Origin of the sequence: Paraburkholderia adhaesiva, assembly GCF_021390575.1 — a bacterium.
Classification (GTDB): domain Bacteria; phylum Pseudomonadota; class Gammaproteobacteria; order Burkholderiales; family Burkholderiaceae; genus Paraburkholderia; species Paraburkholderia adhaesiva.
This window is the reverse complement of the sequence record NZ_JAJEJQ010000001.1, coordinates 1,014,133-1,040,436: the sequence shown is the minus strand read 5'-3', so window position 1 is coordinate 1,040,436 and position 26,304 is coordinate 1,014,133. Positions and strand designations below refer to the sequence as shown.

27 protein-coding genes are annotated in these 26,304 nt (G+C 66.2%); 15 read left to right on the top strand and 12 right to left on the bottom strand.

The features are described 5' to 3' along the window. Positions 1-186 precede the first annotated feature (186 nt). The 10 genes from L0U80_RS04560 (at position 187) to L0U80_RS04515 (ending at position 7,955) form a co-directional block, all read left to right on the top strand. Positions 187-750 (top strand): RNA polymerase sigma factor, encoded by a 564-nt coding sequence (locus L0U80_RS04560; RefSeq protein ID WP_233862791.1) that lies wholly within the window; start codon positions 187-189, stop codon positions 748-750. After that, entirely contained in the window at positions 747-1,181 is a 435-nt protein-coding gene (locus L0U80_RS04555) for a DUF3619 family protein (RefSeq protein WP_233862790.1), read from the top strand. Before L0U80_RS04560 ends, L0U80_RS04555 begins: the two co-directional genes overlap by 4 nt. Before the next feature lie 16 nt (positions 1,182-1,197). Further along, positions 1,198-1,977, top strand: a complete 780-nt coding sequence (locus L0U80_RS04550) for a DUF3106 domain-containing protein (RefSeq protein ID WP_233862789.1) — start codon at positions 1,198-1,200, stop codon at positions 1,975-1,977. Positions 1,978-2,159: 182 nt separating this feature from the next. Beyond that, positions 2,160-2,621: an RDD family protein gene (locus tag L0U80_RS04545; protein ID WP_233865669.1), complete on the top strand. Its 462-nt coding sequence runs from the start codon at positions 2,160-2,162 to the stop codon at positions 2,619-2,621. 177 nt (positions 2,622-2,798) lie between these two features. Beyond that, the gene (locus L0U80_RS04540) at positions 2,799-3,758 is read left to right on the top strand and encodes a UDP-2,3-diacylglucosamine diphosphatase (protein ID WP_233862788.1); all 960 of its coding nucleotides are present in this window, start codon (positions 2,799-2,801) and stop codon (positions 3,756-3,758) included. Positions 3,759-3,850: 92 nt separating this feature from the next. After that, positions 3,851-4,882: a glycosyltransferase family 4 protein gene (locus tag L0U80_RS04535; RefSeq protein WP_233862787.1), complete on the top strand. Its 1,032-nt coding sequence runs from the start codon at positions 3,851-3,853 to the stop codon at positions 4,880-4,882. A 203-nt stretch (positions 4,883-5,085) separates the two neighbouring features. Next, positions 5,086-5,679, top strand: a complete 594-nt coding sequence (locus L0U80_RS04530; RefSeq protein WP_233862786.1) for a diacylglycerol kinase — start codon at positions 5,086-5,088, stop codon at positions 5,677-5,679. 163 nt (positions 5,680-5,842) lie between these two features. Continuing rightward, positions 5,843-6,583 carry a TetR/AcrR family transcriptional regulator gene (locus L0U80_RS04525; RefSeq protein WP_233862785.1) on the top strand — a complete coding sequence of 247 codons (741 nt, stop codon included), beginning with the start codon at positions 5,843-5,845 and terminating at the stop codon, positions 6,581-6,583. Further along, on the top strand, positions 6,580-7,164 hold the full coding sequence (locus L0U80_RS04520; RefSeq protein WP_233862784.1) for an LOG family protein: 585 nt from the start codon (positions 6,580-6,582) through the stop codon (positions 7,162-7,164). The genes L0U80_RS04525 and L0U80_RS04520 overlap by 4 nt, the downstream gene beginning before the upstream one ends. A gap of 44 nt (positions 7,165-7,208) precedes the next feature. Beyond that, on the top strand, positions 7,209-7,955 hold the full coding sequence (locus L0U80_RS04515; RefSeq protein ID WP_233862783.1) for an SDR family oxidoreductase: 747 nt from the start codon (positions 7,209-7,211) through the stop codon (positions 7,953-7,955). Between the two features lie 32 nt (positions 7,956-7,987). On the opposite strand, the gene L0U80_RS04510 is transcribed toward L0U80_RS04515, so the two are convergent. From L0U80_RS04510 to L0U80_RS04490, 5 genes are all read right to left on the bottom strand, one after another. After that, positions 7,988-8,578 (bottom strand): DUF924 family protein, encoded by a 591-nt coding sequence (locus L0U80_RS04510; RefSeq protein ID WP_233862781.1) that lies wholly within the window; start codon positions 8,576-8,578, stop codon positions 7,988-7,990. Next, positions 8,575-9,309: an alanyl-tRNA editing protein gene (locus L0U80_RS04505; protein ID WP_233862779.1), complete on the bottom strand. Its 735-nt coding sequence runs from the start codon at positions 9,307-9,309 to the stop codon at positions 8,575-8,577. Before L0U80_RS04505 ends, L0U80_RS04510 begins: the two co-directional genes overlap by 4 nt. Positions 9,310-9,511: 202 nt before the next feature. Further along, positions 9,512-9,922, bottom strand: coding sequence for a group II truncated hemoglobin (locus tag L0U80_RS04500; RefSeq protein WP_233862778.1), 411 nt, complete (start codon positions 9,920-9,922; stop codon positions 9,512-9,514). Positions 9,923-10,015: 93 nt separating this feature from the next. Next, entirely contained in the window at positions 10,016-10,327 is a 312-nt protein-coding gene (locus L0U80_RS04495; RefSeq protein WP_233862776.1) for a Zn-ribbon domain-containing OB-fold protein, read from the bottom strand. After that, positions 10,324-11,487, bottom strand: a complete 1,164-nt coding sequence (locus tag L0U80_RS04490; protein ID WP_233862774.1) for a thiolase family protein — start codon at positions 11,485-11,487, stop codon at positions 10,324-10,326. The genes L0U80_RS04495 and L0U80_RS04490 overlap by 4 nt, the downstream gene beginning before the upstream one ends. Before the next feature lie 350 nt (positions 11,488-11,837). Between L0U80_RS04490 and L0U80_RS04485 the strand changes: the two genes are divergently transcribed. The 5 genes from L0U80_RS04485 to L0U80_RS04465 are packed head-to-tail and all read left to right on the top strand — an operon-like array spanning position 11,838 to position 17,127. Beyond that, positions 11,838-12,836, top strand: a complete 999-nt coding sequence (locus L0U80_RS04485) for a PDR/VanB family oxidoreductase (RefSeq protein WP_233862772.1) — start codon at positions 11,838-11,840, stop codon at positions 12,834-12,836. A gap of 41 nt (positions 12,837-12,877) precedes the next feature. Then, the gene (locus tag L0U80_RS04480; protein ID WP_233862771.1) at positions 12,878-14,197 is read left to right on the top strand and encodes an aromatic ring-hydroxylating dioxygenase subunit alpha; all 1,320 of its coding nucleotides are present in this window, start codon (positions 12,878-12,880) and stop codon (positions 14,195-14,197) included. After that, positions 14,194-14,706, top strand: coding sequence for an aromatic-ring-hydroxylating dioxygenase subunit beta (locus L0U80_RS04475; RefSeq protein ID WP_233862770.1), 513 nt, complete (start codon positions 14,194-14,196; stop codon positions 14,704-14,706). Before L0U80_RS04480 ends, L0U80_RS04475 begins: the two co-directional genes overlap by 4 nt. Positions 14,707-14,711: 5 nt before the next feature. After that, on the top strand, positions 14,712-16,367 hold the full coding sequence (locus L0U80_RS04470) for an AMP-binding protein (RefSeq protein WP_233862769.1): 1,656 nt from the start codon (positions 14,712-14,714) through the stop codon (positions 16,365-16,367). A 37-nt stretch (positions 16,368-16,404) separates the two neighbouring features. Further along, positions 16,405-17,127, top strand: a complete 723-nt coding sequence (locus tag L0U80_RS04465; RefSeq protein WP_233862768.1) for an SDR family NAD(P)-dependent oxidoreductase — start codon at positions 16,405-16,407, stop codon at positions 17,125-17,127. A gap of 75 nt (positions 17,128-17,202) precedes the next feature. Here L0U80_RS04465 and L0U80_RS04460 read toward each other — a convergent pair whose 3' ends face one another. The 7 genes from L0U80_RS04460 to kdpC form a co-directional block, all read right to left on the bottom strand. Next, positions 17,203-17,703, bottom strand: coding sequence for a MarR family winged helix-turn-helix transcriptional regulator (locus tag L0U80_RS04460; protein ID WP_233862767.1), 501 nt, complete (start codon positions 17,701-17,703; stop codon positions 17,203-17,205). Positions 17,704-17,780: 77 nt separating this feature from the next. Then, entirely contained in the window at positions 17,781-20,288 is a 2,508-nt protein-coding gene (locus L0U80_RS04455) for an ABC transporter permease (protein ID WP_233865667.1), read from the bottom strand. 131 nt (positions 20,289-20,419) lie between these two features. After that, on the bottom strand, positions 20,420-21,034 hold the full coding sequence (locus L0U80_RS04450) for a DUF4126 domain-containing protein (protein WP_233865665.1): 615 nt from the start codon (positions 21,032-21,034) through the stop codon (positions 20,420-20,422). A 408-nt stretch (positions 21,035-21,442) separates the two neighbouring features. After that, the gene (gene sugE / locus L0U80_RS04445; protein WP_233862766.1) at positions 21,443-21,763 is read right to left on the bottom strand and encodes a quaternary ammonium compound efflux SMR transporter SugE; all 321 of its coding nucleotides are present in this window, start codon (positions 21,761-21,763) and stop codon (positions 21,443-21,445) included. A gap of 119 nt (positions 21,764-21,882) precedes the next feature. Then, a complete protein-coding gene (kdpE, locus tag L0U80_RS04440) occupies positions 21,883-22,581 on the bottom strand; it encodes a two-component system response regulator KdpE (RefSeq protein WP_233862765.1) in 699 nt (232 codons plus the stop codon). Then, positions 22,574-25,531, bottom strand: coding sequence for a DUF4118 domain-containing protein (locus tag L0U80_RS04435; RefSeq protein ID WP_233862763.1), 2,958 nt, complete (start codon positions 25,529-25,531; stop codon positions 22,574-22,576). The genes kdpE and L0U80_RS04435 overlap by 8 nt, the downstream gene beginning before the upstream one ends. A gap of 169 nt (positions 25,532-25,700) precedes the next feature. Beyond that, positions 25,701-26,279, bottom strand: coding sequence for a potassium-transporting ATPase subunit KdpC (gene kdpC, locus L0U80_RS04430; RefSeq protein WP_373322181.1), 579 nt, complete (start codon positions 26,277-26,279; stop codon positions 25,701-25,703). Between the last annotated feature and the right edge of the window lie 25 nt (positions 26,280-26,304).

Sequence of the window (26,304 nt, the reverse complement as noted above, 5' to 3'; positions counted from 1 at the left end):
CCAGACCGGCGTGCGGATGTGACGCGACTGCAAAGACCGACACCGAGACAACGCCCAGGCCAACGCGCAAATCCGGCGACCCGAACGGCCCGCTACCCCATCGGCTCGAAAATTTGCTAGGATCCGCGAGTTTTACGACATTTTTCAAACGATTACGCGTACGCTGGTGGCGGCGCCCTGCAACGGATGGCATCAGACAAGGAACTTGCCGACTTCCTGGCGGGCGTCGAAAGACGCGCGTTCAAGCAGACGGTCTACGCCGTGCGGGACGATGACGCCGCGCTCGACATCGTGCAGGACGCGATGATCAAGCTCGCGGAGAAATACGGTGACCGGCCCGCGGCCGAACTCCCCCTCCTGTTCCAGCGCATCGTGCAAAACACGACGCACGATTATTTTCGGCGACAGAAAGTACGCAATACGTGGGTGAGCTTGTTCTCGTCGCTCGGCAACGCCGAGGACGAGGAATTCGACCCGCTGGAGACCTTCGAGGCCCAGCAGGGCTCGGCTGGCGCCGAAAGCAGCGAGCAGCAGATCGAACGGGCGCAGGTGCTCAAGCTGATCGACGATGAAATCCAGAAATTACCGACACGTCAACGGGAGGCGTTCCTGATGCGTTACTGGGAAGATATGGATGTCGCTGAGACCGCCGCCGCTATGGGCTGCTCCGAAGGCAGCGTGAAAACGCACTGCTCGCGGGCTACCCACACGCTGGCACAAGCGCTCAAGGCAAAAGGAATCACGCTATGAGTTCCGCTCTCGAAAACACAGAACCAGAGTTCGTGCGGGAGCTGCGCCGCGCGCTCGACGAGAGCGCAGCCAGCTTGCCCGTATCCACCACCGATCGACTCGCCGTCGCTCGCCGTACTGCGCTCGCCCACAAAAAGAGCGAAGCCGAGCCGGTGTTCGTGCGTGCGCCGGTGTTCGCGCCGGCAGGCATGCCTGCGGGCATGTCCGCGCCCGGTGTGTCCGCGCCTCGGCGCCGTTCGCGGCTCGCGCGCTTCGCGCTCGCGTGGCCGCTCGCAGCGCTGGTCGCGGGGCTCTTCGCCATCGCGTATTTCGAGGATCAGCAGCGCACCGCTGAACTCGCCGATATCGACGCCGCCATGCTGAGCGACGACCTGCCGCTCACTGCGTATCTCGATCACGGTTTCAACGCGTACCTGTCGCGTTCGCACTGACCGGGAGACTCGCGGGGTGAGTTACAAGCGCGGCCTGGCCGTAGTGACTGGATCGGTGATCGCGGCACTCGTGTCGTTTGCAGCGACCTACCCGCGCTTCCATTCCGGGCATGCAACTGCAATAGCCCCTGACACGGCGGCCAGCGGCCCTTCCGTCGAGACTGCGATCACCACGGCGTTCGCGCCGCTTCCGGGCAGTAACAGTCCGCTCGCCTGGGCGCACCTCTCGGACGCTCAACGCACCGCGCTCGCCCCGTTCGCCCTCGAATGGGACAAGTTCAGCGACGAGCGTCGGCGCAAATGGCTGAAGATCGCCGCGAATTACCCGAAAATGTCGCCCGAAGCGCAAAAGCGCCTGCATGAACGGATGACTGAGTGGGTTCGCATGACGCCCGACCAGCGCCGCGTCGCACGGGAAAACTATCAAGTCTCCAAGACACTGCCGCCGCAAGCCCGCCAGCGTGCATGGACGGACTACCAGCAACTCCCTCCTGACCAGAAAGCGCGTCTCGCCGCGACCGAGCACAAGCACCGCACGGTCGTCAGTGCACCGCCCACAGGCGGCAAGCGCGAGACCCGCGACATCGAGCGCCTCGTCGATGAGCGCGAGCGCCGCCGTCAGCAGCACGCGCCGACGTCCCTGCCGGCCTCCGGCCCGGCAGCTGCACCCGGCACGTCCGGCGTGACGAATGCTCCGGTAACGGCCTCGGCGGCTATTCCCGCGCCGGCCAGCGTCGTCCCGGCAACGCCGATTCCCGCGCCGGCCGACGCGCCCGCACTGTACAAGGGCTCGTAAGCCGCGTTTCCCCGCGACAAACCGCTTATGCCGTTTCGCCGGTATTCGCGGTTATCCTTACAGCGCTCCGCACCTATTCCGACGCCAACGTGACCGAACGCGCTCCTGCTACCGCTGCGCAAGCCGCCCAAACCGCCCCGCAGACAGGCGTCGCCACGACGTCCGCACTCCCACCCGCCTCGATCCGCCGCCGCCTCGCCGCACTCGTCTACGAAAGCGTGCTGCTCTTCGGCGTGATCTTTGTCGCGGGGCTCGCGTTCAGTCTCGCCATGCAGGCGCGCGACGGGCTTACTTACCATCGCCTGATGTCGGTGTGGATCGCACTCGTCGCCGGCGTGTACTTCGTCGGGTTCTGGCATCACGGCGGACAAACGCTGCCGATGAAAACCTGGCGCCTGCGCGTGACCGGCCCGCTCGGGGCGCCGCCGTCGCTCTCGCGCGCAACGATCCGATATCTCGCCGCCTGGCTCTGGTTTCTGCCGCCGCTTGCGCTCCGCCCGCTCTTCAATCTCCCCCTCGCGCACACACTCGTGGCCGAAGCCGCGTGGTTTTCGCTCTGGGCCGCGAGCGCCTGTTTCGTCGCTGATCGCCAGTTCCCTCACGACCGTATCGCCGGTACGCGCGTCGTCGCGGTGCCGCGCTGAGCGCCTCCACACCTCGCCAGTCCGGGACCACCGGGGCCTGCGCGCGAGTGGGCACCACCGCCCCTGTCGCAGTAACACCACAGTGCAGGACTGCGTAACAAGACCTTCTTGTGACTGTCACGGCACGGTCACGACCACATGGCGCAATGCTGGCATTACAAACACGCCGCGTGAGCCATGGCCCAAAAGACGTCCGCGACCACACTATTCCGGCAGACCACCGGAACGGCCACCGACCCCGTCGCCTTTCAGCCCGGCCCCGGTGGCATGTCGTTTTCAGCGTCACCGCCGTTGCCGCTGCACCCAGGCGGATCCGACGGATCCCACGGCTCTCACGACGACGATCACCCCTCCCCGCACCGCTACCGCACTATCTGGCTCTCCGACATTCACCTCGGCACGAATGGCTGCCAGGCGAACTATCTGCTCGACTTTCTGCGTCACAACGAATCGGAGTATCTCTACCTCGTCGGCGACATCATCGACGGCTGGCAGCTGAAGAAAGGCTGGTACTGGCCGCAGGCGCACAACGACGTCGTGCAGAAGGTGCTGCGCAAGGCGCGCAAGGGCACCCATGTCGTGTACATCCCGGGCAACCACGACGAAGCGGCGCGACAGTTCACCAATACCGCGTTCGGTGACATTCACGTTCGCGAGGAAGCGTTTCACACGACGCTCGCGGGCAAGCGCCTGTGGGTCGTGCACGGCGATCTCTTCGACGGCGTGATCCAGCACGCGAAGTGGCTCGCCTATCTCGGCGACTCGGCCTACACGCTGATCCTCCTCCTGAACCGCTGGTTCAACCGGATCCGCGCGAAGCTCGGCTTTCAGTACTGGTCGCTCTCGCAGTATCTCAAGCACCAGGTGAAGAACGCGGTGAACTTCATCTCGTCGTTCGAGCGCGTCATGACCGACGAAGCGCGCCGCCGCGGCTGCGACGGCGTGGTTTGCGGCCACATCCACAAGGCCGAGATCCGCGACATCGACGGCCTGCTGTACTGCAACGACGGCGACTGGGTCGAGAGTCTCTCGGCGCTCGTCGAAACCGTGGAAGGCGAGTTGCAGATCATCTACTGGACCGTGATCCAGGCCCCGCAGGTGCAGGGCACGAGCAAGAAGGCACGCGTGAACGCCTGAAAGGGCGTGCCGCTTCGGGGCGCCCCTTCAGGCGCTCACGAAACGGCCCACGACGGGCGAGACCAACCGACATATCAGAGGGCCGACGACCAATGAAAGTGATGATCGTGACCGATGCATGGGAGCCACAGGTCAATGGCGTAGTGCGGACCTTGAAGAACACGACGCGCGAACTGACCGCGCTCGGCCATCAGGTCGATCTGCTGACGCCGCTCGAATTCCGCACGATCCCGTGCCCGACGTATCCCGAGATCCGTCTTTCGCTGTTCCCGACGCGCCGTTTGCACGAGCGCATCAACACGTTCGGTCCCGACGCGCTGCATATCGCGACGGAAGGCCCGCTCGGCCTCGTCGCGCGCAACTACGCAATCAAACACAATCTGCCGTTCACGACCGCCTACCACACGCGCTTTCCCGAATACGTGCAAGCGCGTTTCGGCGTTCCGCTAACGGCGACGTACCGTTTCCTGCGCTGGTTCCACAAGCCCTCGCTTGCCGTGATGGCGCCGACGCCTGTCGTCAAATCGGACCTCGAAAAATTCGGCTTCACGAACGTCGTGCTCTGGACACGCGGCGTGGATCTCGACATCTTCCATCCGATGGAATCGAAGGTCCTGAACACGGCGCGGCCGATCTTTCTCTATGTGGGCCGCGTCGCGGTGGAGAAGAACGTCGAGGCGTTCCTCAAGCTCGATCTGCCCGGCTCGAAGTGGGTGTGCGGCGAGGGACCCGCGCTCGCCGAACTGAAATCGCGCTACCCGGACGCGAACTACCTCGGCGTTTTAAGCCAGCCCGAACTGGCCAAGGTCTACGCCGCCGCCGACGTGTTCGTGTTCCCGAGCCGCACCGACACCTTCGGTCTCGTGCTGCTGGAAGCGCTCGCGTGCGGCACGCCTGTGGCCGCCTATCCGGTGACGGGTCCGATCGACGTGCTCGGCACGGGCCACGCCGGCGCGATGAACGAAGATCTGCGCGAAGCCTGCCTCGACGCGCTCAGGATCGATCGCGCAACGGCACGCGAATGGGCCGAGCGCTTCTCGTGGGCCGCGGCGTCCGAGCAGTTCGCGGCACACCTGAAGCCCAGGCCGCGCGCGCAGATGCGGGAAACGAGCGCCGCGGCCTGAACCGGCCGCGCCTTTCCACGATGCACCGGCCCTCGACCGTGCGCCTCCCGACCGACGAGAACGAACAGGCCCAACCCGCCGGCGGACCGCTGGCGTCGCACGTCGCGACGCCATCCGCGGAACCCGGCGCTTTGCCGGACGCGGGCAGCGCAGCAGCATTGCCAAGGTCAGCGTGCGATACTGGCGCATCCACAAGCACCGCCATGTCAGCACGCTCCTCATCACCGTCGCGCTCCGTCCAGCCGGTCACCACCGCGGCACCGGGAAGGCCCGCAGCAGCGCCTCCGGACGATTTGCCGCAGCCGCCCCTGTCGTATCACGATGCCGCCGAACCGGTCGATCCGCACGAGCCCCGCGAACCGCTCAGCCCCGACGACCCGCTCACGCCGCCGTTCAACCCGTACAAGCGCAATCGCGGCCTCACACGCGCGTGGCACGCGCTCAAGAATTCGATCGCGGGCTTCCGGGTGGCGATCCGCGAAGAAAGCGCATTTCGCCAGGAGCTGACGCTCGCGGCGATCCTCGTGCCGATCGGCATCTTCGTGCCCGTGGAGCCAGTGGCGCGCGTGCTGCTGCTCGGCTCGGTGATGCTGGTGCTGATCGTCGAGCTGATCAATTCGAGCATCGAGAACGCCATCGACCGCATCGGGCTCGAGCGCAACGAGCTTTCGCGACGCGCGAAGGATCTCGGCAGCGCGGCCGTCACCGTAGCGTTCGTCGTGCTCATCATGACGTGGGGACTGATACTCGTGCCGCTCTTCGGGCCACCGCTTCTGCGCCTGCTCGCCTCGCTGTAAGCTCCGCGATCCGGCGTGCGCGCCCGTGCCCTGCCCTGTAAGGATCGGCGCTCGGTTTATAATCGATCGATAGTCTTAAAAAAAGACCAACCGCGTCCGGGCAGTCCATGCAGCAGCCGTCTTGCGGCAGCGCACCAGCCCGGCGCTCACAGGGCCGGACGACATGGAAGCCAAACCTCCCCGCCGTACACGCGAACGGATTCTCGAACTATCGTTGAAGCTGTTCAACGAAATCGGCGAACCGAACGTCACCACGACGACCATCGCCGAGGAAATGGAGATCAGTCCAGGCAACCTGTACTACCACTTCCGCAACAAAGACGACATCATCAACAGCATCTTCAGCCAGTTCGAGCAGGAGATCGAAAGGCGTCTGCGTTTCCCCGACGACCATCGGGCCACCATCGACGAAATGTGGGCCTACTTGCAATACATGGTCGATTTCACGTGGCGCTATCGCTTCCTCTATCGCGACCTGAACGACCTGCTCGCGCGCAACCGCACGCTGGAGACGCACTTCAAGCAGATCATCAGCCACAAGGTGCACTTCGCGAAGCAGTTCTGCGATCAGCTCGTGGAAGACGGCGAGATGGTGGCGACGCCCGCCGAGATCGCCGTGATGTCGACCAACATCGGCGTGATCGGCACGTACTGGCTGTCGTATCAGTTCGTGATGAATCCGCGCAAGTACAACGAGCAGGAAGCGATTCGCGACGACCTGCACCAGGTGAGCGTGCAGATCGTTTCGCTGATGGCACCCTATCTGCGTGGACGTGCGCGCCAGCACTTCGACGATCTCGTGTCGGGCAAGCTGCCCAAGCGCGAGTTCTACGATTACCTGCCGCCACGCGACGGTGCAGCAATGGCCGCAGTAGCGAAAGACAGCAAGGACATATCCGAATGAAAGCAGTCTGTGTTTATTGTGGCTCGTCTTTCGGAGTCAATCCGGCCCACAGTGCGGCCGCGAAGGCGTTCGGCCAGGCGCTCGTCGCGGCTAACCTCGGGCTCGTCTACGGCGGCGGCAAGGTTGGCCTGATGGGCGTGATCGCCGATACCGTGATGGCCGAAGGCGGCCGCGCGATCGGCGTGATTCCCGAACTGCTCGTGAACAAGGAAGTGGGCCACGAGGGGCTCTCGGAACTGCACGTCGTGCCCGACATGCATCACCGCAAGAAGATGATGGCCGACCTCTCCGATGCGTTCGTCGCGCTGCCCGGCGGCGCGGGCACGCTCGAAGAGCTGTTCGAGGTCTACACGTGGGCGCAGCTCGGCTATCACCACAAGCCGGTCGGCGTGCTCAACATCGATGGCTTCTACGATCCGCTCATCGCGCTGCTCAAGCACACGGTGAGCGAGGGCTTCATGCAGCAAAAGTATTTCGACCTGCTCCAGATCGACAGTGATCCGGCGGCGCTGATTACGAAGATCGCGCACTACCACGCGCCCGCGCAGGACAAGTGGGCCGACATGCGCGAGAGCGTCTGATTTTCCAATTTGCAGCAGAACCTGCATCCAACGGGGGCACTCCGATGAGCAAGGTTGTCCTGATCACCGGCGCGAGCCGCGGCATCGGCCGCGCAACCGCGCGACTTCTCGGCGCGCGCGGCTGGACCGTGGGCGTCAACTATCGGCACAACGAACCCGCCGCCGACGAGACAGCGGCCGAGGTCGGACGCGCGGGCGGCCACGCGCGCGTGCTGCGCGGCGACGTTGCAAACGAAGCCGATGTGATCGCGATGTTCGATTCGCTCGAAAACGCCTACGGGCGCATCGACGCGCTAGTCAACAACGCTGGCATCGTCGCGCCCTCCATGTCGCTCGCCGACATGAGCGCCGAGCGCCTCGCGCACATGTTCGAAGTGAACGTCTATGGCGCGTTTCTGTGCGCGCGCGAAGCGGCGCGGCGCATGTCGAAGGACCGTGGCGGCGACGGCGGCGCGATCGTGAATGTGTCGTCGGCGGCGGCGCGGCTCGGGTCGCCGGGCGAGTATGTCGATTACGCGTCGTCCAAAGGCGCTATCGACACGATGACAATCGGGCTCGCAAAAGAACTCGGCCCGCAGGGCGTGCGTGTGAATGCCGTCCGCCCCGGCCTCATCGATACGGAAATTCACGCGAGCGGCGGCCGCCCTGAGCGCGCCGCGGTGCTCGGCGTGCAGACGCCACTCGGGCGCCCTGGCAGCGCCGACGAAGTGGCCGAAGCGATCGTGTGGTTATTGAGCGATGCCGCGTCGTATGTGACGGGCTCGATTCTTGACGTGAGCGGCGGGCGTTGAGTGAGCCGACTGCACGAGCCAACTGAGCGAAACTAGAACGACGAACCAGGCTCGCGCAGGAACGCAAGTTCTTCGTCGCTCGACGCGCGGTCCAATTGGGCGTTGCGATGCGGAAAGCGCCCGAACCGTTCGATGACCTTGGCGTGCCGCACGGCGTAGTCGTAGTAGTCCTCGCACCCCGGCTCCGTTACGAGTTCGCCGAAAAGACGCAGCGATTCGCGCTGCACATCCATCGACTCCGCGTGCTCGAACGGCATGTACGCGAAGACGCGATGCTGGGGCGTCGGCAGCGTGCGGTCCGCGCCGCTCGCCACGAGTTGACGCGCAATCGCAAGGGCGTGTTCGTCGGCGGCAAATGCGCGTGGCGTGCCGCGATGGCAGTTGCGCGAAAACTGATCCAGCACGATCACGAGTGCGAGCGCCCCTTCGGGCGTCTCGGCCCATGCGGCGAGTTCGCCTGCGCAGGCCGAATCGAGCAGCGCGCCGAAACGCTCGCGCAATAGCGCGTCGAATGCCTCGTCCTTCTGGAACCACATCTTGCGCGCCTTGCCATATTCGGGCGAGCCGGGCTCGCCGAACCAGAAGTCCAGCACATCGCGCGGATCGGATACGGAGGCGGTCATGCCAGCTCCAGCACGAGACGGCGCGTGCGCGCGCTCTTCTTCTCCAGCTTCGCCACGCGCAACGCGCCGATTTCCCGCGTATTGCGCACGTGCGTGCCGCCGCACGGCTGCAGATCCACATTCTCGATGCGCAGGAGCCGCACGCGACCGAGGCCCATCGGCGGCTTCACGCTCATCGTGCGAACGAGTTCGGGACGCGCGGCCATTTCTTCGTCGGTGATCCATTCGGTTTCGACCGCGTGTGCTCCCGCCACCAGCTCCGCGAGGCGCGACTCGACCATGTCGCGCTCGATCGGCTCGACCGTCGCGAAATCGATGCGCGCGTAGTCGGCCGTGATGCTGCAGCCGTCGACGGGATACGGAAGCACCGCGCACATCAGATGGCTCGCCGTGTGCAACCGCATGTGACGGTGACGCCGCGCCCAGTCGATTTCTGCGCGCACCGGCTCGCCCGCGAGCAAGCGTCCGATCAGCGCCTCCTGACCCGCAGCGGGCACGTGCAGCGCGTCATCGGGTGTGGCGCCTTCGAACTTCGCCTTGCGCGTGTCGGCGATCTCGATGCGCGTGCCGTCCGCGAGGAGCAACGCGCCGGTGTCGCCCGCCTGACCGCCGCCGAGCGGATAAAAAATGGTCTGGTCGAGGCGCACGCCGTCCTCGCCCACCGCGACGATCGTAGCGTCGCAGTGCGTCAGATAGGCATCCTCGCGAAACAACGCCCGGGTGGTGCTCATACAGCGGTCTCCTCGTCATCGTGCCGAACGGCCATTATCGGCGTTGCACGGCTTATTTCGTAAATCAACCGCGACGCCTTGCTGCCGGACTGTACCGGGCCGCCGGCCGGGCCAGTTGGCCCAGGTAAGGCTCAAATGGGGTTTGAGCGAGGATCAGACGATCCATTGAGCGTGGCTCAACCGAACCCGCCATCGCAAGGCTTCAGCCCGGACGATTACGCATCCAGTCCGCCGTATCGAAGAACGAATGCAGGAGGCGCTCGCGCAGCGGCTCGGGCAGGCCAACGTCCTGCATCGCCCACGCCATGCAGCGCACCCATTGGTCGCGGTCCGGCGACGCAATCGCGTACGGCATGTGCCGCGCGCGCAGACGCGGGTGGCCAAAGCGCTCGACGTAGTGGTCCGGGCCGCCAAGCCAGCCACAGAGGAACCAGAAGAGCTTGTCGCGCGACCCGTCCAGTGTGGGCGGATGCATCGCGCGAAGCTCCTTGAATTCGGGCTCGAGGTCCATCAGGTCGTAGAAACGGTCGACGAGTTCGCGCACACGCGCCTCGCCGCCGACAAGTTCAAAGGCCGTGGGTTGCTGCGGCGCTTCGTCGGCTGGATCAGTCATACGGAGAATCGATGCGAAAAAACTTTGTGAGCAGGTCCGGCATACCGGTGCCGGACCCAGAACGTCAATTTTCGCATAGTGGCGCGCCGCCGCTCACCGCGGGCGCGCCAGCACCCGCTTTGCGTCGTCGATCGTGAGAAGCACCGGCTCGCCGGTACGCCCGGGCACGTCGAGCCGCGCGATCACGATTGCACCCGCTTCGGTACGCACGCTCGCGAGGTGGATATCGCCAGCGCCCAGTGCGCCGACGCGATGACGCACCACCGTGCTTTCCTCGATCACCCCCGAGGGCGCAGCTTCATCCTTCCAGTCCGCCGCGCCGCAGCGCGGGCAGCGGTAGCGCGCCGGAAACAGCGCTTCGCCGCAAGCGCGGCAACGGAAGATCGTCAGTGTCGTCTCGCTCATGCTGATTGCCTTTCGAGTACCACCGCATTCGCGCACATGCCGTAGCGGTACTGCACCATGCCGTAGCCGCTCACGAGTGCGCGCCGGGCATCGTCGATCTGGCGTGCGCCCGCCTCGCCCTGCAGTTGCACGATCGCCTCGACGAGCCCGTGCATGCCACCCGCCGCCCCAGCCTGCCCCGCCGAAAGCTGCCCGCCCGACGTATTGACCGCCAGCGCGCGCGACGCGATGCGCCCGATCAGCGCGCGCAGGTCGCCATCGGGTGCGAAGCCCAGATCGGCGAGCTGGATCAGCGTCATCACGGGATAGTCGTCGTAGACCGAGACCACGTCCATATCCTCCGGGCCCATGTGCGCCTGCGACCACAACGCGGGCGCCAGTGTGGCGAGTCCCGTGCGCAGGCCGTCGCCCGACTGGTGGTCGGGGTTGTAGCAACATTGCAGCGCTCGTACGTGTAGCGGCGCCGTGCGCGCGCTGCGTGGGAGCCGGTCCGCGCGGGCCACGACCACCGCGTTCGCGCCGCACACCACAGGCACGCAGTCGAAACGGCCGAGTGGGTCCGCGACACGCGGGGCAGCGAGATAGTCGTCGAGGGTCAGCGGCGAGCGGTACACCGCGCCCGGATTCAGCGACGCCCACTCGCGCTGCGCGACGCACAACGCACCGTAGTCGCGCGCGTCGAGCCCGTGCCGCTCCGCATGCCGATTCGTCAGCATGGCGAACAAACTGTTCGGCCCGCCGTTTTCCAGCGGACGCAGATACGTGCGCGTCGTGAGGTTGTAGTGCTCGACGAGTTGCTTGAAGTCGGCTGCCTCGAAGCGGTCACCGGAGAGCAATACGATCACCGAAGCATCGCCGTGCTGCACCGCGCGGATCGCGTGCTGCAGCATGTTGATCCCGCTCGCGCCGCCGTGGCAATCGTCCATGCACCAGCGCGGGCTGATGCCCAGTCGCCACGCCATGTCGATCGCGTGATCAGGCGCGAGCGTGAACGACGCCACGCCCAACCCGTCCACGTCGCGCGCAGAGAAACCCGTTTGCGCGAGCGCTGCGTCGAACGCCTGCGCGAGCAGATCGCCCGTAGTGAGTTCGGGCGCCTGCCGGCGGTACGGCACTTCGACGCCGCCCGCAATCACGGCGCCGTCGAAATCAGCCGACATGACGCCTCCCTGCGCCGCGTGGCGCGCGGTCCTTGTGGTTCCGGTTGCACAAGCAGGACGCGCGGCTCACGCCACCGTTCCCGCCGTTTCTTTCGTCTGCCTTCATCCGTGTCTTCCCAGGGTTTGCGTCGTGTGCGCCGCGTGAACCGCCGCCGCCTTGACAGTCGATTAATTTCATTATCCAATAAACCCATGAAATTTCATATTTTCCAACCTAAAGGGTTTACGCGGGGTTATGTACATAGCGCCCCATTCCCGAAGATTGGACCACGCAGTATCGCCCGCAGCAGACGGGCAGGAGACGCCCTCATGAATTCTCGCCGACCCGTTGCCCTTGAAGGAGCCTCGACATGAGCGCCCCGAGCATCACCGATGCCTTCGATGTCGTCGTCGAGACTGTGCAGCCTCTTACGCCGCACGTCACCGCGTTCCGCCTGCGCTCAACCGATGGCCGCGCGCTGCCGGGCTACACCGCGGGCGCACATATCCGCGTGCAGGTGCATCCGGAGGGCGTTGCCGACTGGCGCGCCTATTCGCTCGTCGACTTCACGGGTGATGCTGCGGCGTCGCATGCGCCCGATCACTACCTGATCGCAGTGCGCCGCGAAGACACGGGCGCAGGCGGTTCGCGATGGATGCATGAAGCCGTGCGTGCAGGCAGCACGCTGCGGATCACGCCGCCCGCCAACGCATTCGCGCTCGGCGCGTGCGACGACGCCGTGCTGATCGCAGGTGGCATCGGCGTCACGCCGATCGCGTCGATGGCCGCCGCCCTCGCCGCGCGCCAGCATCGGTTCACGCTGCATTACACGGGACGCGCGATCTCGCAACTGGCGTTCGTCGATGAACTGCGTGCCGTCGCGGGAGAGAAGCTCCGTCTCTACGGCGACGATGAAGCACTCGAAACGAATCGCTTCGATCTTGCGCGCCTCTTCGACACGCTGGCACCGACGCAACCGCTCTACGTCTGTGGTCCGCAAGGTCTCATCGACGCGACTATCGCGCTCGCCACGGCACGCGGCTGGCCGCGCGAGGCGATCCGCTCCGAACTGTTCGCCGCTGCCGCGCCGCAATCTGGCGACACTGCATTCGAAGTCGAACTGCGCCAGTCCGGCGTCACGCTGAGTGTCGCGCCGAAGAAAACGATCCTCGACGCCATGCTCGACCACGGCCTCGATCCGCTTTACGACTGCAAGCGCGGCGAATGCGGCGTGTGCGAGGTGGGTGTGATCGAAGGCGAGATCGACCATCGCGACTACTGCCTGAGCGAGAGCGAAAAACGCGCAGGCAAGGTCATGCACATCTGCGTGTCGCGCGCGTGCGGCTCGCGGCTCGTACTCGACGCCTGACCACGCGGCCCCAACAAATCCAACGCCCAGGAGACTCTCATATGCCCCGCTACCGCGACGACGACACCGCCCTCGCCGCGCTGATCGAACCGGATCAGGTTCATCGCGACGTCTATCTCGACCAGGAAGTCTTCGATCTGGAAATGGAGCGCCTCTGGCGCCGCACGTGGGTCTACGCGGGGCACACGAGCCAGGTGCCGAACGCCGGCGACTACGTGACCGTCGATATCGCGGGCGAGCCGCTCGTGATGGTCCGCGAAAGCAACGGCGGCATCCGCGTGCTCAAGAACCGCTGCGCGCACAAGGGCGCAAAGCTCGTGAGCGCGCGCGAGGGTAATACCGGTAAATTCTTTCGCTGTCCGTATCATGCATGGACTTTCAAAACCGACGGCAAACTGCTCGCGATTCCGCAAAAGAACGGTTACGAAGGCACGCGAATGAAGGAATGCCCCTCGGGCAAGGGCCTGCACGCAGTCGAAAACGTAGCCACGTATCGCGGATTCGTGTTTGTGCGTCTTTCCGACGATGGCCCGACCTTCGAGGAATACTTCGGCGATTCGCTTTCGTCGATCGACAACATGGCCGACCGCTCGCCCGAAGGCGAACTCGAAATTGCAGGCGGGTGTCTGCGCTATATGCACGACTGCAACTGGAAGATGTTCGTCGAGAACCTGAACGACACGATGCATCCGATGGTGGCGCACGAGTCGTCGGCGGGCACGGCGAAGAAGCTCTGGGAAGGCAAGCCGGCGGACGAACCGAAGCCGATGGCGATCGAGCAGTTCGTGCCGTTCGTCTCCGATTACGCCTTCTTCGACGGCATGGGCGTGCGCGTGTTCGAAAACGGACACAGCTACACGGGCGTGAACTTCTCGATTCATTCGAGCTATTCGGCGCAGCCGGAATACGAGCAAAAGCTCATCGACGCAATGGGCGAGGAGAAGGCGAAGTCGGTGCTCGGCACGGCGCGCCACAACACGGTCTACTACCCGAGCCTCACGATCAAGGGCGCGATCCAGGCGATCCGCGTGGTGCGCCCGATCGCGGCGGACAAGACGCTGATCGAATCGTGGACGTTCCGCCTGAAGGGCGCGCCCGACGCGCTCCTGCAACGCACGCTCACGTACTCGCGCCTGATCAACTCGCCGATGTCCGTGGTCGGTCACGACGACCTGCACGCGTACCGCGGCATCCAGGAGGGCCTCGAAGCGAGCGGCAACGACTGGGTGAGCCTGCACCGCGACTACCGCGCCGATGAAGAAGGCCAACGAGATCTGACGGTAAACGGCACGAGCGAGATCTCGATGCGCAACCAGTTCCGCGCATGGGCGCGCTACATGACGCCGGAAGGCACGAAATGACGACGAGGACGAACGCGATGATCCACTCACCCGATTTAGCCCTGCGCGAGGCGTTGATCGATTTCGTCTACCGCGAGGCGCGGCTCCTCGACGAAAAAAAATTCGACGCGTGGCACGACCTGTTCGCGGAAGACGGCCTCTACTGGATTCCGCTCGTGCCGAACCAGCAGGACGGCCTGAACCATGTATCGCTGATGTATGAGGACCGTCTGCTGCTGAAGCTGCGCATCGAGCGCCTGAAAGAACCCCGCGCGTTTTCGCAGCAACCCGAAAGCCGCTGCCAGCATGTGCTGCAACGTCCTGAAGTCGAAGCGGCGGAAGGCGAAGCAGGCTATCGCCTGCGCACGCCGTTCTTCTACGCCGAAGCACGCGGCGATGAGCAACTGATCTTCACGGGCGTCGTACGTCATCACCTGGTCGGCGAAAACGGTGTGTGGCGTATCCGCGAGAAACGCATCGACCTGCTCAACTGCGATGCAGCACTGCCGTCCGTGCAGCTTTTCATGTGAGAACGATGGTGACTTCCAGTTCAATCCAGTCCGAAGCTTTGCCGTTCGCGTCCGTCTATGCTGCGTTCGCCGCGAGTGCTGCACAGTACCCCCGTCACGATTTTCTCGTCGTGCTGCCCGAAACCGCGCAGATTTACGGCATCGAGCCCGGCGTGCTGCGCTACGGCGAAGCGCTCGCGCGCGTTGGCGCGCTGGCCGCGCGCTATCGCGCGGCGGGCTTCGGCCTCGGTCATCGCGCCGGGCTGATGCTCGAAAACCGCCCCGCGTTCTTCCTGCACTGGCTCGCGCTGAACTCGCTCGGTGTTTCGGTCGTGCCGCTTTCCACCGAGTTGCGCGCCGCCGAACTCGAATACATCACCGGTCATAGCGAACTCGACCTCGCCATCGCGCCCGTCGCGCGCCACGCCGAACTGCGCGCAGCAGCCGTCGCAGCACAGCGCACCGTTGCGCTGTGCGAAGCGGACGCTCACGAGACACCGCGCGCCGCGACGCCGCCGCGCGACGGCAAGCCCGATGGCGACACCGAATGCGCGCTGCTCTACACCTCGGGCACGACGGGCCGCCCGAAGGCCTGCGTGCTGCCAAACGAGTACTTTCTGCTCGCGGGTGTCTGGTACAACCGCATCGGCGGACTGTGTGCGCTGCGCCCCGGCGCCGAACGTCTCATCACGCCGCTGCCGATGACGCACATGAACGCGATGGCGTACTCGACGATGGCGATGATCCTCGCAGGCGGCGCTATCGTGGTGCTCGACCGCTTCCATCCGCGTTCGTGGTGGGACAGCGTGTGCGCGTCGCGGGCGACGGTGATGCACTACCTGGGCGTAATGCCCGCGATGTTGCTCGGCGCACCCGAACACGCCGACGACCGCCGTCACGAAGTGCGCTTCGGCTTTGGCGCGGGCGTCGACAAAACCTTGCACGCGCCGTTCGAATCGCGCTTCGGCATCCCGCTCATCGAAGCCTGGGCGATGACCGAAACTGGCGCGGGCGCGGTCGTGATCGCGAACCGTGAGCCGCGCAATGTCGGCATGTCGTGCTTCGGGCGGCCCGAGGCGGCACTCGAAGTGCTTATCGTCGGCGACGATGGAACACCGGTTGAGAGCGGCACGCCCGGCGAGCTGTGGGTGCGTGCGAGTGGTCCTCAACCACGGCGTGGCTTCTTCCGCGAATATCTCAAGGATCCCGAAGCAACTACTGCGGCATGGGAAGGCGGCTGGTTCCACACCGGCGATATCGTCCAGCAGGACGCGGACGGCCAGATGTATTTCGTCGACCGCAAAAAGAACGTGATCCGACGCAGCGGCGAGAACATCTCGGCAGTCGAAGTGGAGAGCGTGTTGCGCAAGCATCCGTGCGTCGCGGACGTCGCCGTGGCCGCCACACCCGACGCCGTACGCGGCGATGAAGTGCTCGCGTGCGTGGTCCCGCGCGAGCCGCTCGACGACGGCTCGCTCGCCGCCACCGCGACCGCGCTCACGCAGCTTTGCCTCACGCGCCTCGCCTATTTCAAGGCGCCCGGCTACGTCGCATTCGTCGACGCCCTGCCGCTCACCGGCACGCAGAAGGTGCAACGCGCGGCGCTCAAGGATCTGGCGCGCACGCTGCCCGGCACGGCGCGCTGCATCGACACCCGCGCGATGAAGAAGCGTCAGGACTGAGATGACCCCACCGATCCCCGAACCCGAAGGAAACACGATGAACCGCGCAGCCATCGTCACCGGCGGCAACGCCGGCATTGGCCGGTCGATTGTCGAGCATCTGCTCGAAGCCGGCTACGAAGTGATTTCGCTCGACCGGAAGGCAGGCGCGCCGGGACATGCGCGGCTTCGTACGGTCGAAGTCGATCTGACCGATGCAGCTGCCACGCGCGAGGCGGCCGCCGAAGTCGCCGCTCGCTACGCACCCACGACGCTGATCCACAACGCGGGCGTGATCCGCCCGGCGCTGCTGGCCGATGTCGCGCACGACGATCTCATCGCGCTAACGAACCTGCATATCTCTGCGAGCGTCACGCTCGCGCAGGCGATGCTGCCCGCGATGAAAGCGGCGCACTTCGGACGGCTCGTGCTGATCTCATCGCGTGCGGCATTGGGGCTCGCGACTCGCACGTCGTATTCGGCGACGAAAGCGGGAATGCTCGGACTCGTGCGCACGTGGGCGCTCGAACTGGGGCCGCTCGGCATCACGGCGAATGCCATCGCACCAGGCCCGGTCGAGACGGGCATGTTCCACGAGATCGTGCCCGCGGACAGCCCCAAGGTCGCGCAGATCGCGGCGGGTATTCCGGTCGCACGGCTCGGCCGCCCCGACGACATCGCGCGGGCCGCCATGTTCTTCGCGTCGCCGGAAAACGGCTTCGTCACGGGACAGACGCTCTATGTATGCGGCGGGACCAGCACGGGCAGCCTCGCGCTTTGAAGATCTGAAACGCTAAAGGGCGGGCGCTAGCGCCCGCCCTTTCCGTTTCGCCCGCGCATCGAACCGGGCGCGACTTCAGTCCGCGTGCTGCGCGATCAGCTGCCGCAGCACATCGATGAAAACCTTCGCCACCTCGGGCGGAAACGGCAGCAGAACGGAAGCCTCGTGTTCGAGCGCGAGCGCGATCAGTTCCGCCGCGAGCTTCGCGCCTTGCGGCGTGAGTGCCACGAGCGTGCGTCTACGGCTTGCCGGGTCCTCCCGGCGCACCACGAGCGCAGCCGCCTCCATCCGGTCGATCAGCTTGCTGACGGTCGGCTGCTTCGCGAGGATGAGGCGCCCCAGATCTCCCACCGGCAGCGGACCATCGTAGAGGCACGCCAGCACGCGCCACTGCAGCGCGGGGATCTTCTTGCGCGCGAGCGTCGCGTGAAATTCGTCGGAGATGAGGCTGCTCGCGCGCGCGAGCAATGCGGCGAGATAGGTGTCGAGGAAGCGCATCGGCGCGGTTCCGGCATCGTGTTGGCCCTGCGGGGCGGCCGCGTTCGAGCGGCGCGGCTTGATCGTGTCGGCGGTCATGGTATGGGTGTCGAGGACCCCGGCATCATAAGGCGAAACACCCGCGCGCGACTACGTGTAATCCGCAAACTCCGCGTTCACGCGTCACGCAGTGATTGCAGCGCCGGGCGCGCCAGCACGTGCCGCAGACTGATCCAGCCACCAACGCCCGCGCACGCCACACCCGCCGCGATGCCGACCGGCACAAGCCACGGATCGAGCGGCAGATAGAAGTTGAACACGCGCGTCGCGAGCACGGAGCCCACCGCCTGTGCGCCGATTGCCGCCATGAGCCCCGCAAGCGCGCCCACGGTGACGAACTCGGCCACCTGCACCACGCGTATCTGTTCGTGCGACGCGCCCAGCGCGCGTAGCAGCGCGGACTCGCGCATACGCTCGTCGCGAGTGCCTGCGAGCGCCGCGTAGAGCACCAGCACGCCCGCCGCGAGCGTGAAAAGAAAGAGGAACTGAACGGCGCCGATCACCTGTTCGAGCATGCGCTGGATCTGCGCGAGGATCGGCGCGATGTCGATGGCCGTCACGTTCGGGTATTGGGCCACGAGGCCGTCGACCACATGGCGCTCCGCAGCGGGAAGATGGAAGCTCGTGATGTAGGTAGCCGGAAAATCGCGCAGGAGCGCAGGCGGCATCAGCACGAAGAAGTTGACCTTGAACGAACCCCAGTCGAGTTTGCGCACGCTCGTCACGGGCGCGGTGACTTCGAGGCCCGTCACGTCGAACTTGAGCACGTCGCCGAGCTTCACGCCGATCAGCTTCGCGAGCCCCTCTTCGATCGAAATATGCGGCTCGGTCGTTTCGCCGAACCAGGTACCCGCGACGACGCGGTTATCGCCCGGCAGTTGCGTCGTGTACGAGAGGTTGAACTCGCGGTCGACTAGCCGCTTCGCGTCCTCGCTCTTGTACTGGGCGGGGTCCACTGGCTTGCCGTTGATCGAGATGAGCCGGCCGCGCACCATCGGCGCGAGTTGAACGTCTTCGATGCCGTGCGTGCGCAGCCACGCGGCCACGGCGTCGCGCTGGTCGGGCTGGATGTCGATGAGGAATTCATTCGGCGCGTCGGGCGGCGTCGATTTGCGCCACCCGTCGACCAGATCGTTGCGCGTCATCGCGATCAGCAAGAGGCACATGAGCCCGATGGCGAGCGCCGTGATCTGCAGCGCGCTCGCGCCGGGCCGCCGCTCCAGCGACGCCATCGCATAGCGCCAGCCGACGCCCGCGCGCACGCCACCGCCAAAGCGCTCGCTACGCGACACACGCGCCGCGCACCAGAGCGCGAGCCGCGCCACGCACGCGAACGCGAGAAGCCCGATGGCGAAACCGCCCGCGACGATGCCGCCGAGCTTCAGCTCGCCCGCCGCGATCACGAGCAGTCCTGCAAAGAGCGCGATACCGACGCCATACGCGAGCCACGCCGTGCGGCCGGCATCGCCCCACTCGCGCCGCAGCACGCGCACGGGCGGCACATGCGTGAGCGGCAAAAGCGGCGGCAAGGCGAAGCCAAGCAGCAGTACGAGCCCAGCCGCGATGCCTTCGAGCGCGGGAAGCGGTCCGGGATACGGCAGCACGACGTTGATGAGACTGCCGAGCCACGCAAGCAGCGCGAGATGCCCCGCATAGCCGAGCGCCACGCCGACCGCACCGCCCACGAGCCCGAGCCCCGCGAATTCGAGTATGAACAGCGAGCGCAGCGTGCGCTGGCTTGCGCCGAGGCAGCGCATCGCCGCGCAGCTGTCGAGATGACGCCGTGTGTAACGGTGCGCGGCCATGGCGATCGCGACGGCAGCAAGCAGCGCGGTCAGCAGCGAAACGAGCGTGAGGAAATGTCGCGCGCGGTCGAGCGTCTCGCGCACCTGCGGCTGGCCGTCGTGCAGCGATTCGAGCGCGACGCCGCGCATTTTGCCGTCGTCGACGCGTGCATGCGCCCACGCGGCGAACTGCGCGACGGCGGGATCGGCGCCGGCGACGAGCAGCCTGTACGTCACGCGGCTGCCGTAGCCGATGAGGCCCGTAGCGGCGAGTTCGTCGGCGCGCATCATGAGGCGCGGCGAAAAGTTGATGAACGAGAAGCCGCGATCGAGTTCGCGCGTGATGACCGCGTCCACCGTGAAGCTGCGCTCGCCGACCTTCACAGTGCTGCCGACGCGAAGCTTCAGCGCGTCGAGCAGTTCGTCGTCGACCCAGACCGTGCCGGGCGGCGGAATGCCTTTTGCATCACGATCGGGCCCGCCGGGCGCGGACGCGATACGCAGCGCGCCACGCAGCGGATACTCCGCCGACACCGCCTTGATGGCCGCCAGACGCGAAAGCGGCTGGCCGTTGCCGCCATCCGCGCCGACCATGCTCGGGAAGATCGTCGTGCTCGCCGTGGCGAGCGCGAGCGACTGCGCTTCGCGCGCGAACATCGGATCGACGGGATGATCGGCGCGGACGATGAAATCCGCCGCGATCATGCGGCGGGCATCGCGTTCGAGGCCGCGGTTCAGGCGGTCGGCGAGAAAACCCACGCTCGCGAGCGCGGCGACAGCCAGCACCAGCGCGAGCAGCAGCATCGTCAGTTCGCCCGCGCGCCAGTCGCGTGCGGTCATGCGCGCGGCGAGCCGGACGAGGTCGAAACCGCCGAGGGATTCACGCGGCTTTGTCGCGCCGGGCCGCGGCAGGCCGGCGCCGCCGTCACCGCGGGCGGGCTTGCGGGTGGATGAAGAACGTCCGGCGCCGCTCAATCGTGATGGCTCCGCAGAGACAGGCGCGAAACCATGTGCGCCGCCATCCCGCGAAAGCCGCCCTGCACGCCGCGCCACAACCGCGGCAGCAACCAGGCGGCGAGGCACAGGAACGCGACGAGGAGGACGAGGAACAGGATCGGCAGGAAGAACGACATCAGCACGCCGACGAAGGTCAAACCGTCCTCGGCGGTCGACGTGACGACGTTCGACACCGGTTCCGGCGAGAGATTGATGAGCGCGCGCGTGCCGGCCTTGGTGAGATGCGCGGTGCCTGCGAGCGTGCCGCCCGCGAGCGCGGCCACGGTGAGCAGGGCCGGATCGGCGTGCCCCATCGCGCCTACCGCGAGCAACGCGCCGGCGGGGATGCGGATGAAGGTGTGGATCGCGTCCCAAAGCGAATCGACTGCGGGGATCTTGTCGGCGAGGAATTCAAGCACGGCGAGCGTGCCGGCGGCACCGATCACCCAGGGGGAAGCCAGGACGGCGAGCGTATCGGGTAGATGAATCAGGCCGAAGCGCTGCAACACGCCCGCCATGAGGACGGTGAGATAGAGGCGCAGGCCGCTGCCCCAAGACAGGCCCGCTGCTAGCGATAGTGGTTCCACGATGGCTGCCTCCTGTCGACCCGAGTTGGCGCTTTAGCGCTTACTCGGGTCCCATGCAAAGCTGTCGACCCGGGTTGGCGCTTTAGCTGTCGGCTGGAGTTAGCGCTTCAGCGCTTACTCCAGCCCCATGCAGAGCACTTACTCGGGTCCCATGCAAAGCTGTCGACCCGGGTTGGCGCTTGATCGGGTCCCATGCAAAACTCGCGCAGCGCAGACGGGCGCTCTCGCGGCATCAGTCCTGGACCCGGACTGTACGTACCCGGACCCCGGGGCGGCTAACGCTGACCGCGCTACCGGAGCGGCCAGCTATCGGGATACAACGGCTCCATTATAGTCACGCCCGATGCGGCGCCACCCGCGGTTTGCGGAAGATGCGACAACGAAGTGACACGAAGCGACCACGAAGCCGGCTCACGCCGACGACGACAACTTGAGCCCCACCAGCCCGAGCACGATCAGCGCGGCACTCGCCACGCGTGCAGCGCTGAGCGTTTCGCCCATCGCGATGACGCCGAACACGAACGCGCCCACCGCGCCGATGCCGGTCCACACGGCGTAAGCCGTGCCGAGCGGCAAATGGCGCATCGCAAGCGTGAGCAAGCCGAAACTGCCGAGCGCGGACGTGATCGTCAACACGGACGGCCACAGCCGCGAAAATCCTTCGGAAGACTTGAGACCGGCGGCCCACACCACTTCGAGCAGGCCAGCGAGGAAAAGAAGAAACCAGGACATCGGAGACGCTCCACGAAAAATGGGGCCGTCCCCGAGTGAAGATGGATGGCAAGGTCGTCCTTGCTGTCCCGAAATTATAGCGGCATTCCCCTTCTCGTACGCCACGCGCGCTACGGGCGCTATTGCGCGCCCACTAGCCGATAGCCGACACCGGTCTCCGTGACGATATGTTCTGGCTGGGCGGGATCGTGTTCGAGTTTCTGGCGCAAATGCGCCATATAGATCCGCAGATAATGGCTGCTCTCCACGTGCGACGGTCCCCACACCTCGCGCAGCAGTTGCCGGTGCGTCAGCACGCGGCCCGCGTCGCGCACGAGCGTCGCGAGCAGGCGGTATTCGATGGGCGTCAGGTGGACCGCCGCACCCGCGCGCGTGACCTGGCGCAGGCCGAGATCGACGGTGATGTCGCCGAAGCGCACCTGCGGCGCTTCGTTCGCGCCGCCGCGATTGCGCCGCCGCAGTTGCGCGCGGATCCGCGCGAGCAACTCGGAGACGCCGAACGGTTTGGTGAGGTAGTCGTCGGCGCCCGCATCTAGCGCGGCCACTTTCTCGGCTTCCTGGGTGCGCGCCGAAAGCACGATTACCGGCAGATCGCTCCAGCCGCGCAGTTCGCGGATCACGTCGAGGCCGTCGGTATCGGGCAGGCCGAGGTCGACGATCACGAGATCCGGCTTGCGCGTGGCGGCTTCGACGAGACCCTGCTTACCCGTCTCGGCGTCGTGGACGACCATCCCCTCGCCCTCCAGCGACGCCCGCACGAAGCGGCGAATCTGCTTTTCGTCTTCGATCAGGACGACGGCGACACTCGGATCACTCATGGGAAGGCTTCGAATCGGCAGGTTTCAGTTCATCGCGTTGAGGTTCGACAGACGCCGGCGCGCCGCGATGCGCCGCATCCGCCACATGCCTGTGTGAGTCGGCGTCAGCGCCCTCGTCTACGAGCCGTGCGGCTCGCGACAGTTCCTCGCCGTGGACCGACGCGTCGGGCGCTACCTCGTCCGCGGGCGGCGGCGGCGGCAACTCCACAGGCAGCGAGAACCAGAACGTAGCGCCGAGCACGCGGCCCGCGTCGTCCGTGCGATTGGTCGCGCCGATTGTACCGCCGTGCGCCTCCACGATCGCGCGGCAGATCGCGAGCCCAAGGCCGATACCGGGCTTCGCTGACTCCTTCTCGCCGCGCGTGAACTTCTCGAAGACGCGCTCGCCCATGCCGGGTGGCAAGCCCGGCCCGTTGTCGTCGATCGTCACGCGCACGAACGGCTGGCCACCGGTCTCCACGCGGCGCGCGCCGATCACGAGCGGCGTATCGGGCGACGTGTATTTCGCGGCGTTTTCGAGCAGATTCGAGAAGAGGCGTTCCATCAGCACGGCGTCGAGATGCAGCAGCGGCAGCCCCTCTTCGAGCGACACCTGCACCGGATGCCGCGCCAGCACGCGCCGGCATGCCGCCAGCGCGGCGCCCACCGTTTCTTCGAGCAGCGTCCATTGCCGGTTCAGCTTGAGGCTGCCCGCCTGCAGCCGCGCCATGTCGAGCAGGTTCGTGACGATGCCGGTCATGCGCAGCGCCTCGTCGTGGATCGATTCGATCAGTTCGCCCGCTCGCTCGTCGACACGCGAGCCCGGCGTCTGCGTGTTCGCAAGCATTGACGAAAACCCGACGATCGCCGTGAGCGGCGTGCGCAGATCGTGCGAAATCGCCGACAGGAGGGAATTGCGCAGCCGCTCCGATTCCATGTTGACGAGCGCATCGCGGGCGATATCGACGTAGTGCACGCGTTCGAGCGCGAGCGCGATCTGCGCCGCGAACGCGTCGAACATGCGCTGTTGCTCGGGCACCTGCAGTTCGCGCGCGTCACGCGTGACGACCGCCAGCACGCCGCGCGTGCGCATCGGCGCCTTGAGCGGCTGATAGCGCGCCACCGCCGCCGGCAGCGTGTCGGTGCCGTTGCCCGCGGGCTTTTGCTGGTCGTAGACCCACTGGCCCACGTCGAGGTCGACGCTCGGCGCATCGAGCATGGTCTGCGGATCGGGCTCTTCGATCTTCTGCTGCACCTTGTCCACGCTGTCCGGCAGCAGGATCGCCACGCGCGCGCCGAACACCTCGCTCACGTGGCGGCTGCCGATCGCGACGATCTGCTCCGTGGTAAGCGCCGCTGCGAGTTCGCGCGCCATCGCGTACATCGCGCCGGTGCGCTGCTCGCGCCGCTGCGCGACGCTCGCTTCGCGGCGCAGGCTCGATGTGAGATGGCTGATCACGAGCGACGTGAGCAGCATGCCCACAAAGGTCAACAGGTACTGCGTGTCGCTCACGGAGAGCGACATGCGCGGCGGCACGAAAAAGAAGTCGAAGGCCGCGATGCTCACGAACGAGAGCATCACGCCGGGTCCGCGCCCGAGCTTCGTCGCCGTGAAGATCACGCCGAGCAGATACAGCATCACGAGATTCGTGAGGTCGATGCGGTCGATCAACTGGTTCGCGACGAGCGTGATGCACGCGCAGATCACGAGCGCCGCAGCGTAGGCACGCGGCGGCGAGCGGTCACCGCCCGCGAACAGCGCGTCGCGCCACGCGTTGGCGGCGCGCGACGCCGTGCCCGTGGCCGAAGCGTCGCCCGTCCTGGCACCGGCCTCACCAGCCAGCGCGCGCACGAGCGTGAGATCGACGTCACCCGCCTTTTCCGCGAGCCGCTCGCCGAAGGGCCGGCGCAGCCAGCGCGAGAACCCCGTGCGTAGCGTTGCGCCCGCCACGAGCTTCGACACGTTGCGCAGACGCGCATAGCCAACGAGCGTCGTCGCCGCGTCCTCGCCCGCTAGCGTCGTGGTCTCCGCGCCCATTTCGGACGCGAGTTTCAGCGCGCCGAGCGTGCGTTCGCGGATTGCATCGGGCAGGCGCTGGAGCTTCGGCGTTTCGACATAGACAGCGATCCAGTCGGCCTTCAGGCTCACGGCGAGGCGCGCGGCCGCGCGCACGAGCGCGTTCGCCTCGGGGCCTGGGCCGATGCACACGAGCAGCCGCTCGCGCGCCTGCCACACATGCTGGATCGAACGGTCGGCGCGATACTCGCGCATCTGCGCGTCGACGCGGTCGGCCGTGCGGCGCAGCGCCAGCTCGCGCAGCGCGATCAGATTGCCCTTGCGAAAGAAGTTGCGCACCGCGCGCTCGGCTTGCGCCGGCAAGTACACCTTGCCGTCGCGCATTCGGTCGAGCAGTTCCTCGGCGGGCAGGTCGACGAGCGTCACTTCGTCGGCGCTGTCGAACACGCGGTCGGGCACCGTCTCCCAGACGCGAATGCCCGTGATCTGGCCGACCACATCGTTGAGGCTTTCGAGGTGCTGGACGTTGACGGTCGTGTAGACGTCGATACCCGCGTCGAGCAACTCGTACACGTCCTGCCAGCGCTTCATGTGGCGCGCGCCCTGCACGTTCGAGTGCGCGAGTTCATCGACGAGCACGAGTTGCGGCTTGCGCGCGAGCGCCGCGTCGAGGTCGAACTCGGCGAGCGTGCGGCCGCGGTATGCGATCTGCGCGCGCGGCAGCACGTCGAGGCCGTTCGTGAGCGCCGCGGTTTCGCTGCGCCCATGCGTCTCGACGATACCCACGACGACGTCAACGCCCTCCTCGTCGCGGCGGCGCGCGGCCTGCAGCATCGCATAGGTCTTGCCGACGCCCGCCGACGCGCCAAAGAAAATCTTCAGCTTGCCGCGGCGGCGCTTTTCCTCGTCGCGCTGGAGTCGATCGAGCAGTTCGTCGGGATCGGGACGGTTCATTCGGTTAGGCTCGGTGTAATTGGCGCCTCGGCTGGTCTCGCGTCTTTCATGCTTGAAGCGCGGGCGTGCAGCACGTTGATCGTCTCACCGCGGCGCCGGAATGGCAAACCGCACGCCGCGAAGGACGCGCGGCGTGCGGTTCGGGTTGATACGCGCTCAGTCGGCCTCGTCAGTCAGCCTCTTTACCGTCGAGCGCAAGATTCAGCGCAAGCACGTTCACGCGCGGCTCTCCGAGCACGCCGAACTGGCGGCCCTTCGTATAGCGGTCCACGAGCGCCTGCACATCGGACAGGTTCAGGTGGCGCGCCTTCGCGACGCGCTCGACCTGATAAGCCGCCGCAGCGGGCGAGATCTCGGGATCGAGTCCGCTGCCCGACGACGTCACGAGGTCCGCCGGAATCGGTTGCGAGACGTCGGTGCCCGCGGCCTTGAGCGCGGCGATGCGCCCTTTGACTTCGTCAGCCAGCGCCGGGTTGGTCGGGCCCAGGTTCGAGCCGCCCGAATTGGCCGCGTTGTACGGATTCGGCGTCGTGGCCGAGAGACGGCCCCAGAAGTACTGCGGCGCGTCGAACTGCTGGCCGATCAGTTCGGACCCGACCACCTTGCCGCCGACTTCAACGAGGCTGCCGTTGGCCTGGTGGTGGAAGACAGCCTGACCGAACACGGTCATCACGGCCGGATACGCGAGTCCCGTGAGCGCCGTCAACACGGCGAAGATCACGATGACCGGACGGATCAGAGGAAACAGCAACGATTTCATGTTTTTTCCCGAA

What these genes read in the sequence shown, in the direction of transcription:
- L0U80_RS04455 (WP_233865667.1), bottom strand. Translation starts at nt 20,288, where the DNA reads ATGACCGCACGCGACTGGCGCGCGGGCGAACTGACGATGCTGCTGCTC.
- sugE (WP_233862766.1), bottom strand. Translation starts at nt 21,763, where the DNA reads ATGTCCTGGTTTCTTCTTTTCCTCGCTGGCCTGCTCGAAGTGGTGTGG.
- L0U80_RS04535 (WP_233862787.1), top strand. Translation starts at nt 3,851, where the DNA reads ATGAAAGTGATGATCGTGACCGATGCATGGGAGCCACAGGTCAATGGC.
- L0U80_RS04465 (WP_233862768.1), top strand. Translation starts at nt 16,405, where the DNA reads ATGAACCGCGCAGCCATCGTCACCGGCGGCAACGCCGGCATTGGCCGG.
- L0U80_RS04470 (WP_233862769.1), top strand. Translation starts at nt 14,712, where the DNA reads ATGGTGACTTCCAGTTCAATCCAGTCCGAAGCTTTGCCGTTCGCGTCC.
- L0U80_RS04495 (WP_233862776.1), bottom strand. Translation starts at nt 10,327, where the DNA reads ATGAGCGAGACGACACTGACGATCTTCCGTTGCCGCGCTTGCGGCGAA.
- L0U80_RS04525 (WP_233862785.1), top strand. Translation starts at nt 5,843, where the DNA reads ATGGAAGCCAAACCTCCCCGCCGTACACGCGAACGGATTCTCGAACTA.
- L0U80_RS04460 (WP_233862767.1), bottom strand. Translation starts at nt 17,703, where the DNA reads ATGACCGCCGACACGATCAAGCCGCGCCGCTCGAACGCGGCCGCCCCG.
- L0U80_RS04540 (WP_233862788.1), top strand. Translation starts at nt 2,799, where the DNA reads ATGGCCCAAAAGACGTCCGCGACCACACTATTCCGGCAGACCACCGGA.
- L0U80_RS04510 (WP_233862781.1), bottom strand. Translation starts at nt 8,578, where the DNA reads ATGACCGCCTCCGTATCCGATCCGCGCGATGTGCTGGACTTCTGGTTC.
- L0U80_RS04485 (WP_233862772.1), top strand. Translation starts at nt 11,838, where the DNA reads ATGAGCGCCCCGAGCATCACCGATGCCTTCGATGTCGTCGTCGAGACT.
- L0U80_RS04435 (WP_233862763.1), bottom strand. Translation starts at nt 25,531, where the DNA reads ATGAACCGTCCCGATCCCGACGAACTGCTCGATCGACTCCAGCGCGAC.
- L0U80_RS04520 (WP_233862784.1), top strand. Translation starts at nt 6,580, where the DNA reads ATGAAAGCAGTCTGTGTTTATTGTGGCTCGTCTTTCGGAGTCAATCCG.
- L0U80_RS04560 (WP_233862791.1), top strand. Translation starts at nt 187, where the DNA reads ATGGCATCAGACAAGGAACTTGCCGACTTCCTGGCGGGCGTCGAAAGA.
- L0U80_RS04480 (WP_233862771.1), top strand. Translation starts at nt 12,878, where the DNA reads ATGCCCCGCTACCGCGACGACGACACCGCCCTCGCCGCGCTGATCGAA.
- L0U80_RS04475 (WP_233862770.1), top strand. Translation starts at nt 14,194, where the DNA reads ATGACGACGAGGACGAACGCGATGATCCACTCACCCGATTTAGCCCTG.
- L0U80_RS04530 (WP_233862786.1), top strand. Translation starts at nt 5,086, where the DNA reads ATGTCAGCACGCTCCTCATCACCGTCGCGCTCCGTCCAGCCGGTCACC.
- kdpE (WP_233862765.1), bottom strand. Translation starts at nt 22,581, where the DNA reads ATGAGTGATCCGAGTGTCGCCGTCGTCCTGATCGAAGACGAAAAGCAG.
- L0U80_RS04500 (WP_233862778.1), bottom strand. Translation starts at nt 9,922, where the DNA reads ATGACTGATCCAGCCGACGAAGCGCCGCAGCAACCCACGGCCTTTGAA.
- L0U80_RS04490 (WP_233862774.1), bottom strand. Translation starts at nt 11,487, where the DNA reads ATGTCGGCTGATTTCGACGGCGCCGTGATTGCGGGCGGCGTCGAAGTG.
- L0U80_RS04505 (WP_233862779.1), bottom strand. Translation starts at nt 9,309, where the DNA reads ATGAGCACCACCCGGGCGTTGTTTCGCGAGGATGCCTATCTGACGCAC.
- L0U80_RS04515 (WP_233862783.1), top strand. Translation starts at nt 7,209, where the DNA reads ATGAGCAAGGTTGTCCTGATCACCGGCGCGAGCCGCGGCATCGGCCGC.
- L0U80_RS04555 (WP_233862790.1), top strand. Translation starts at nt 747, where the DNA reads ATGAGTTCCGCTCTCGAAAACACAGAACCAGAGTTCGTGCGGGAGCTG.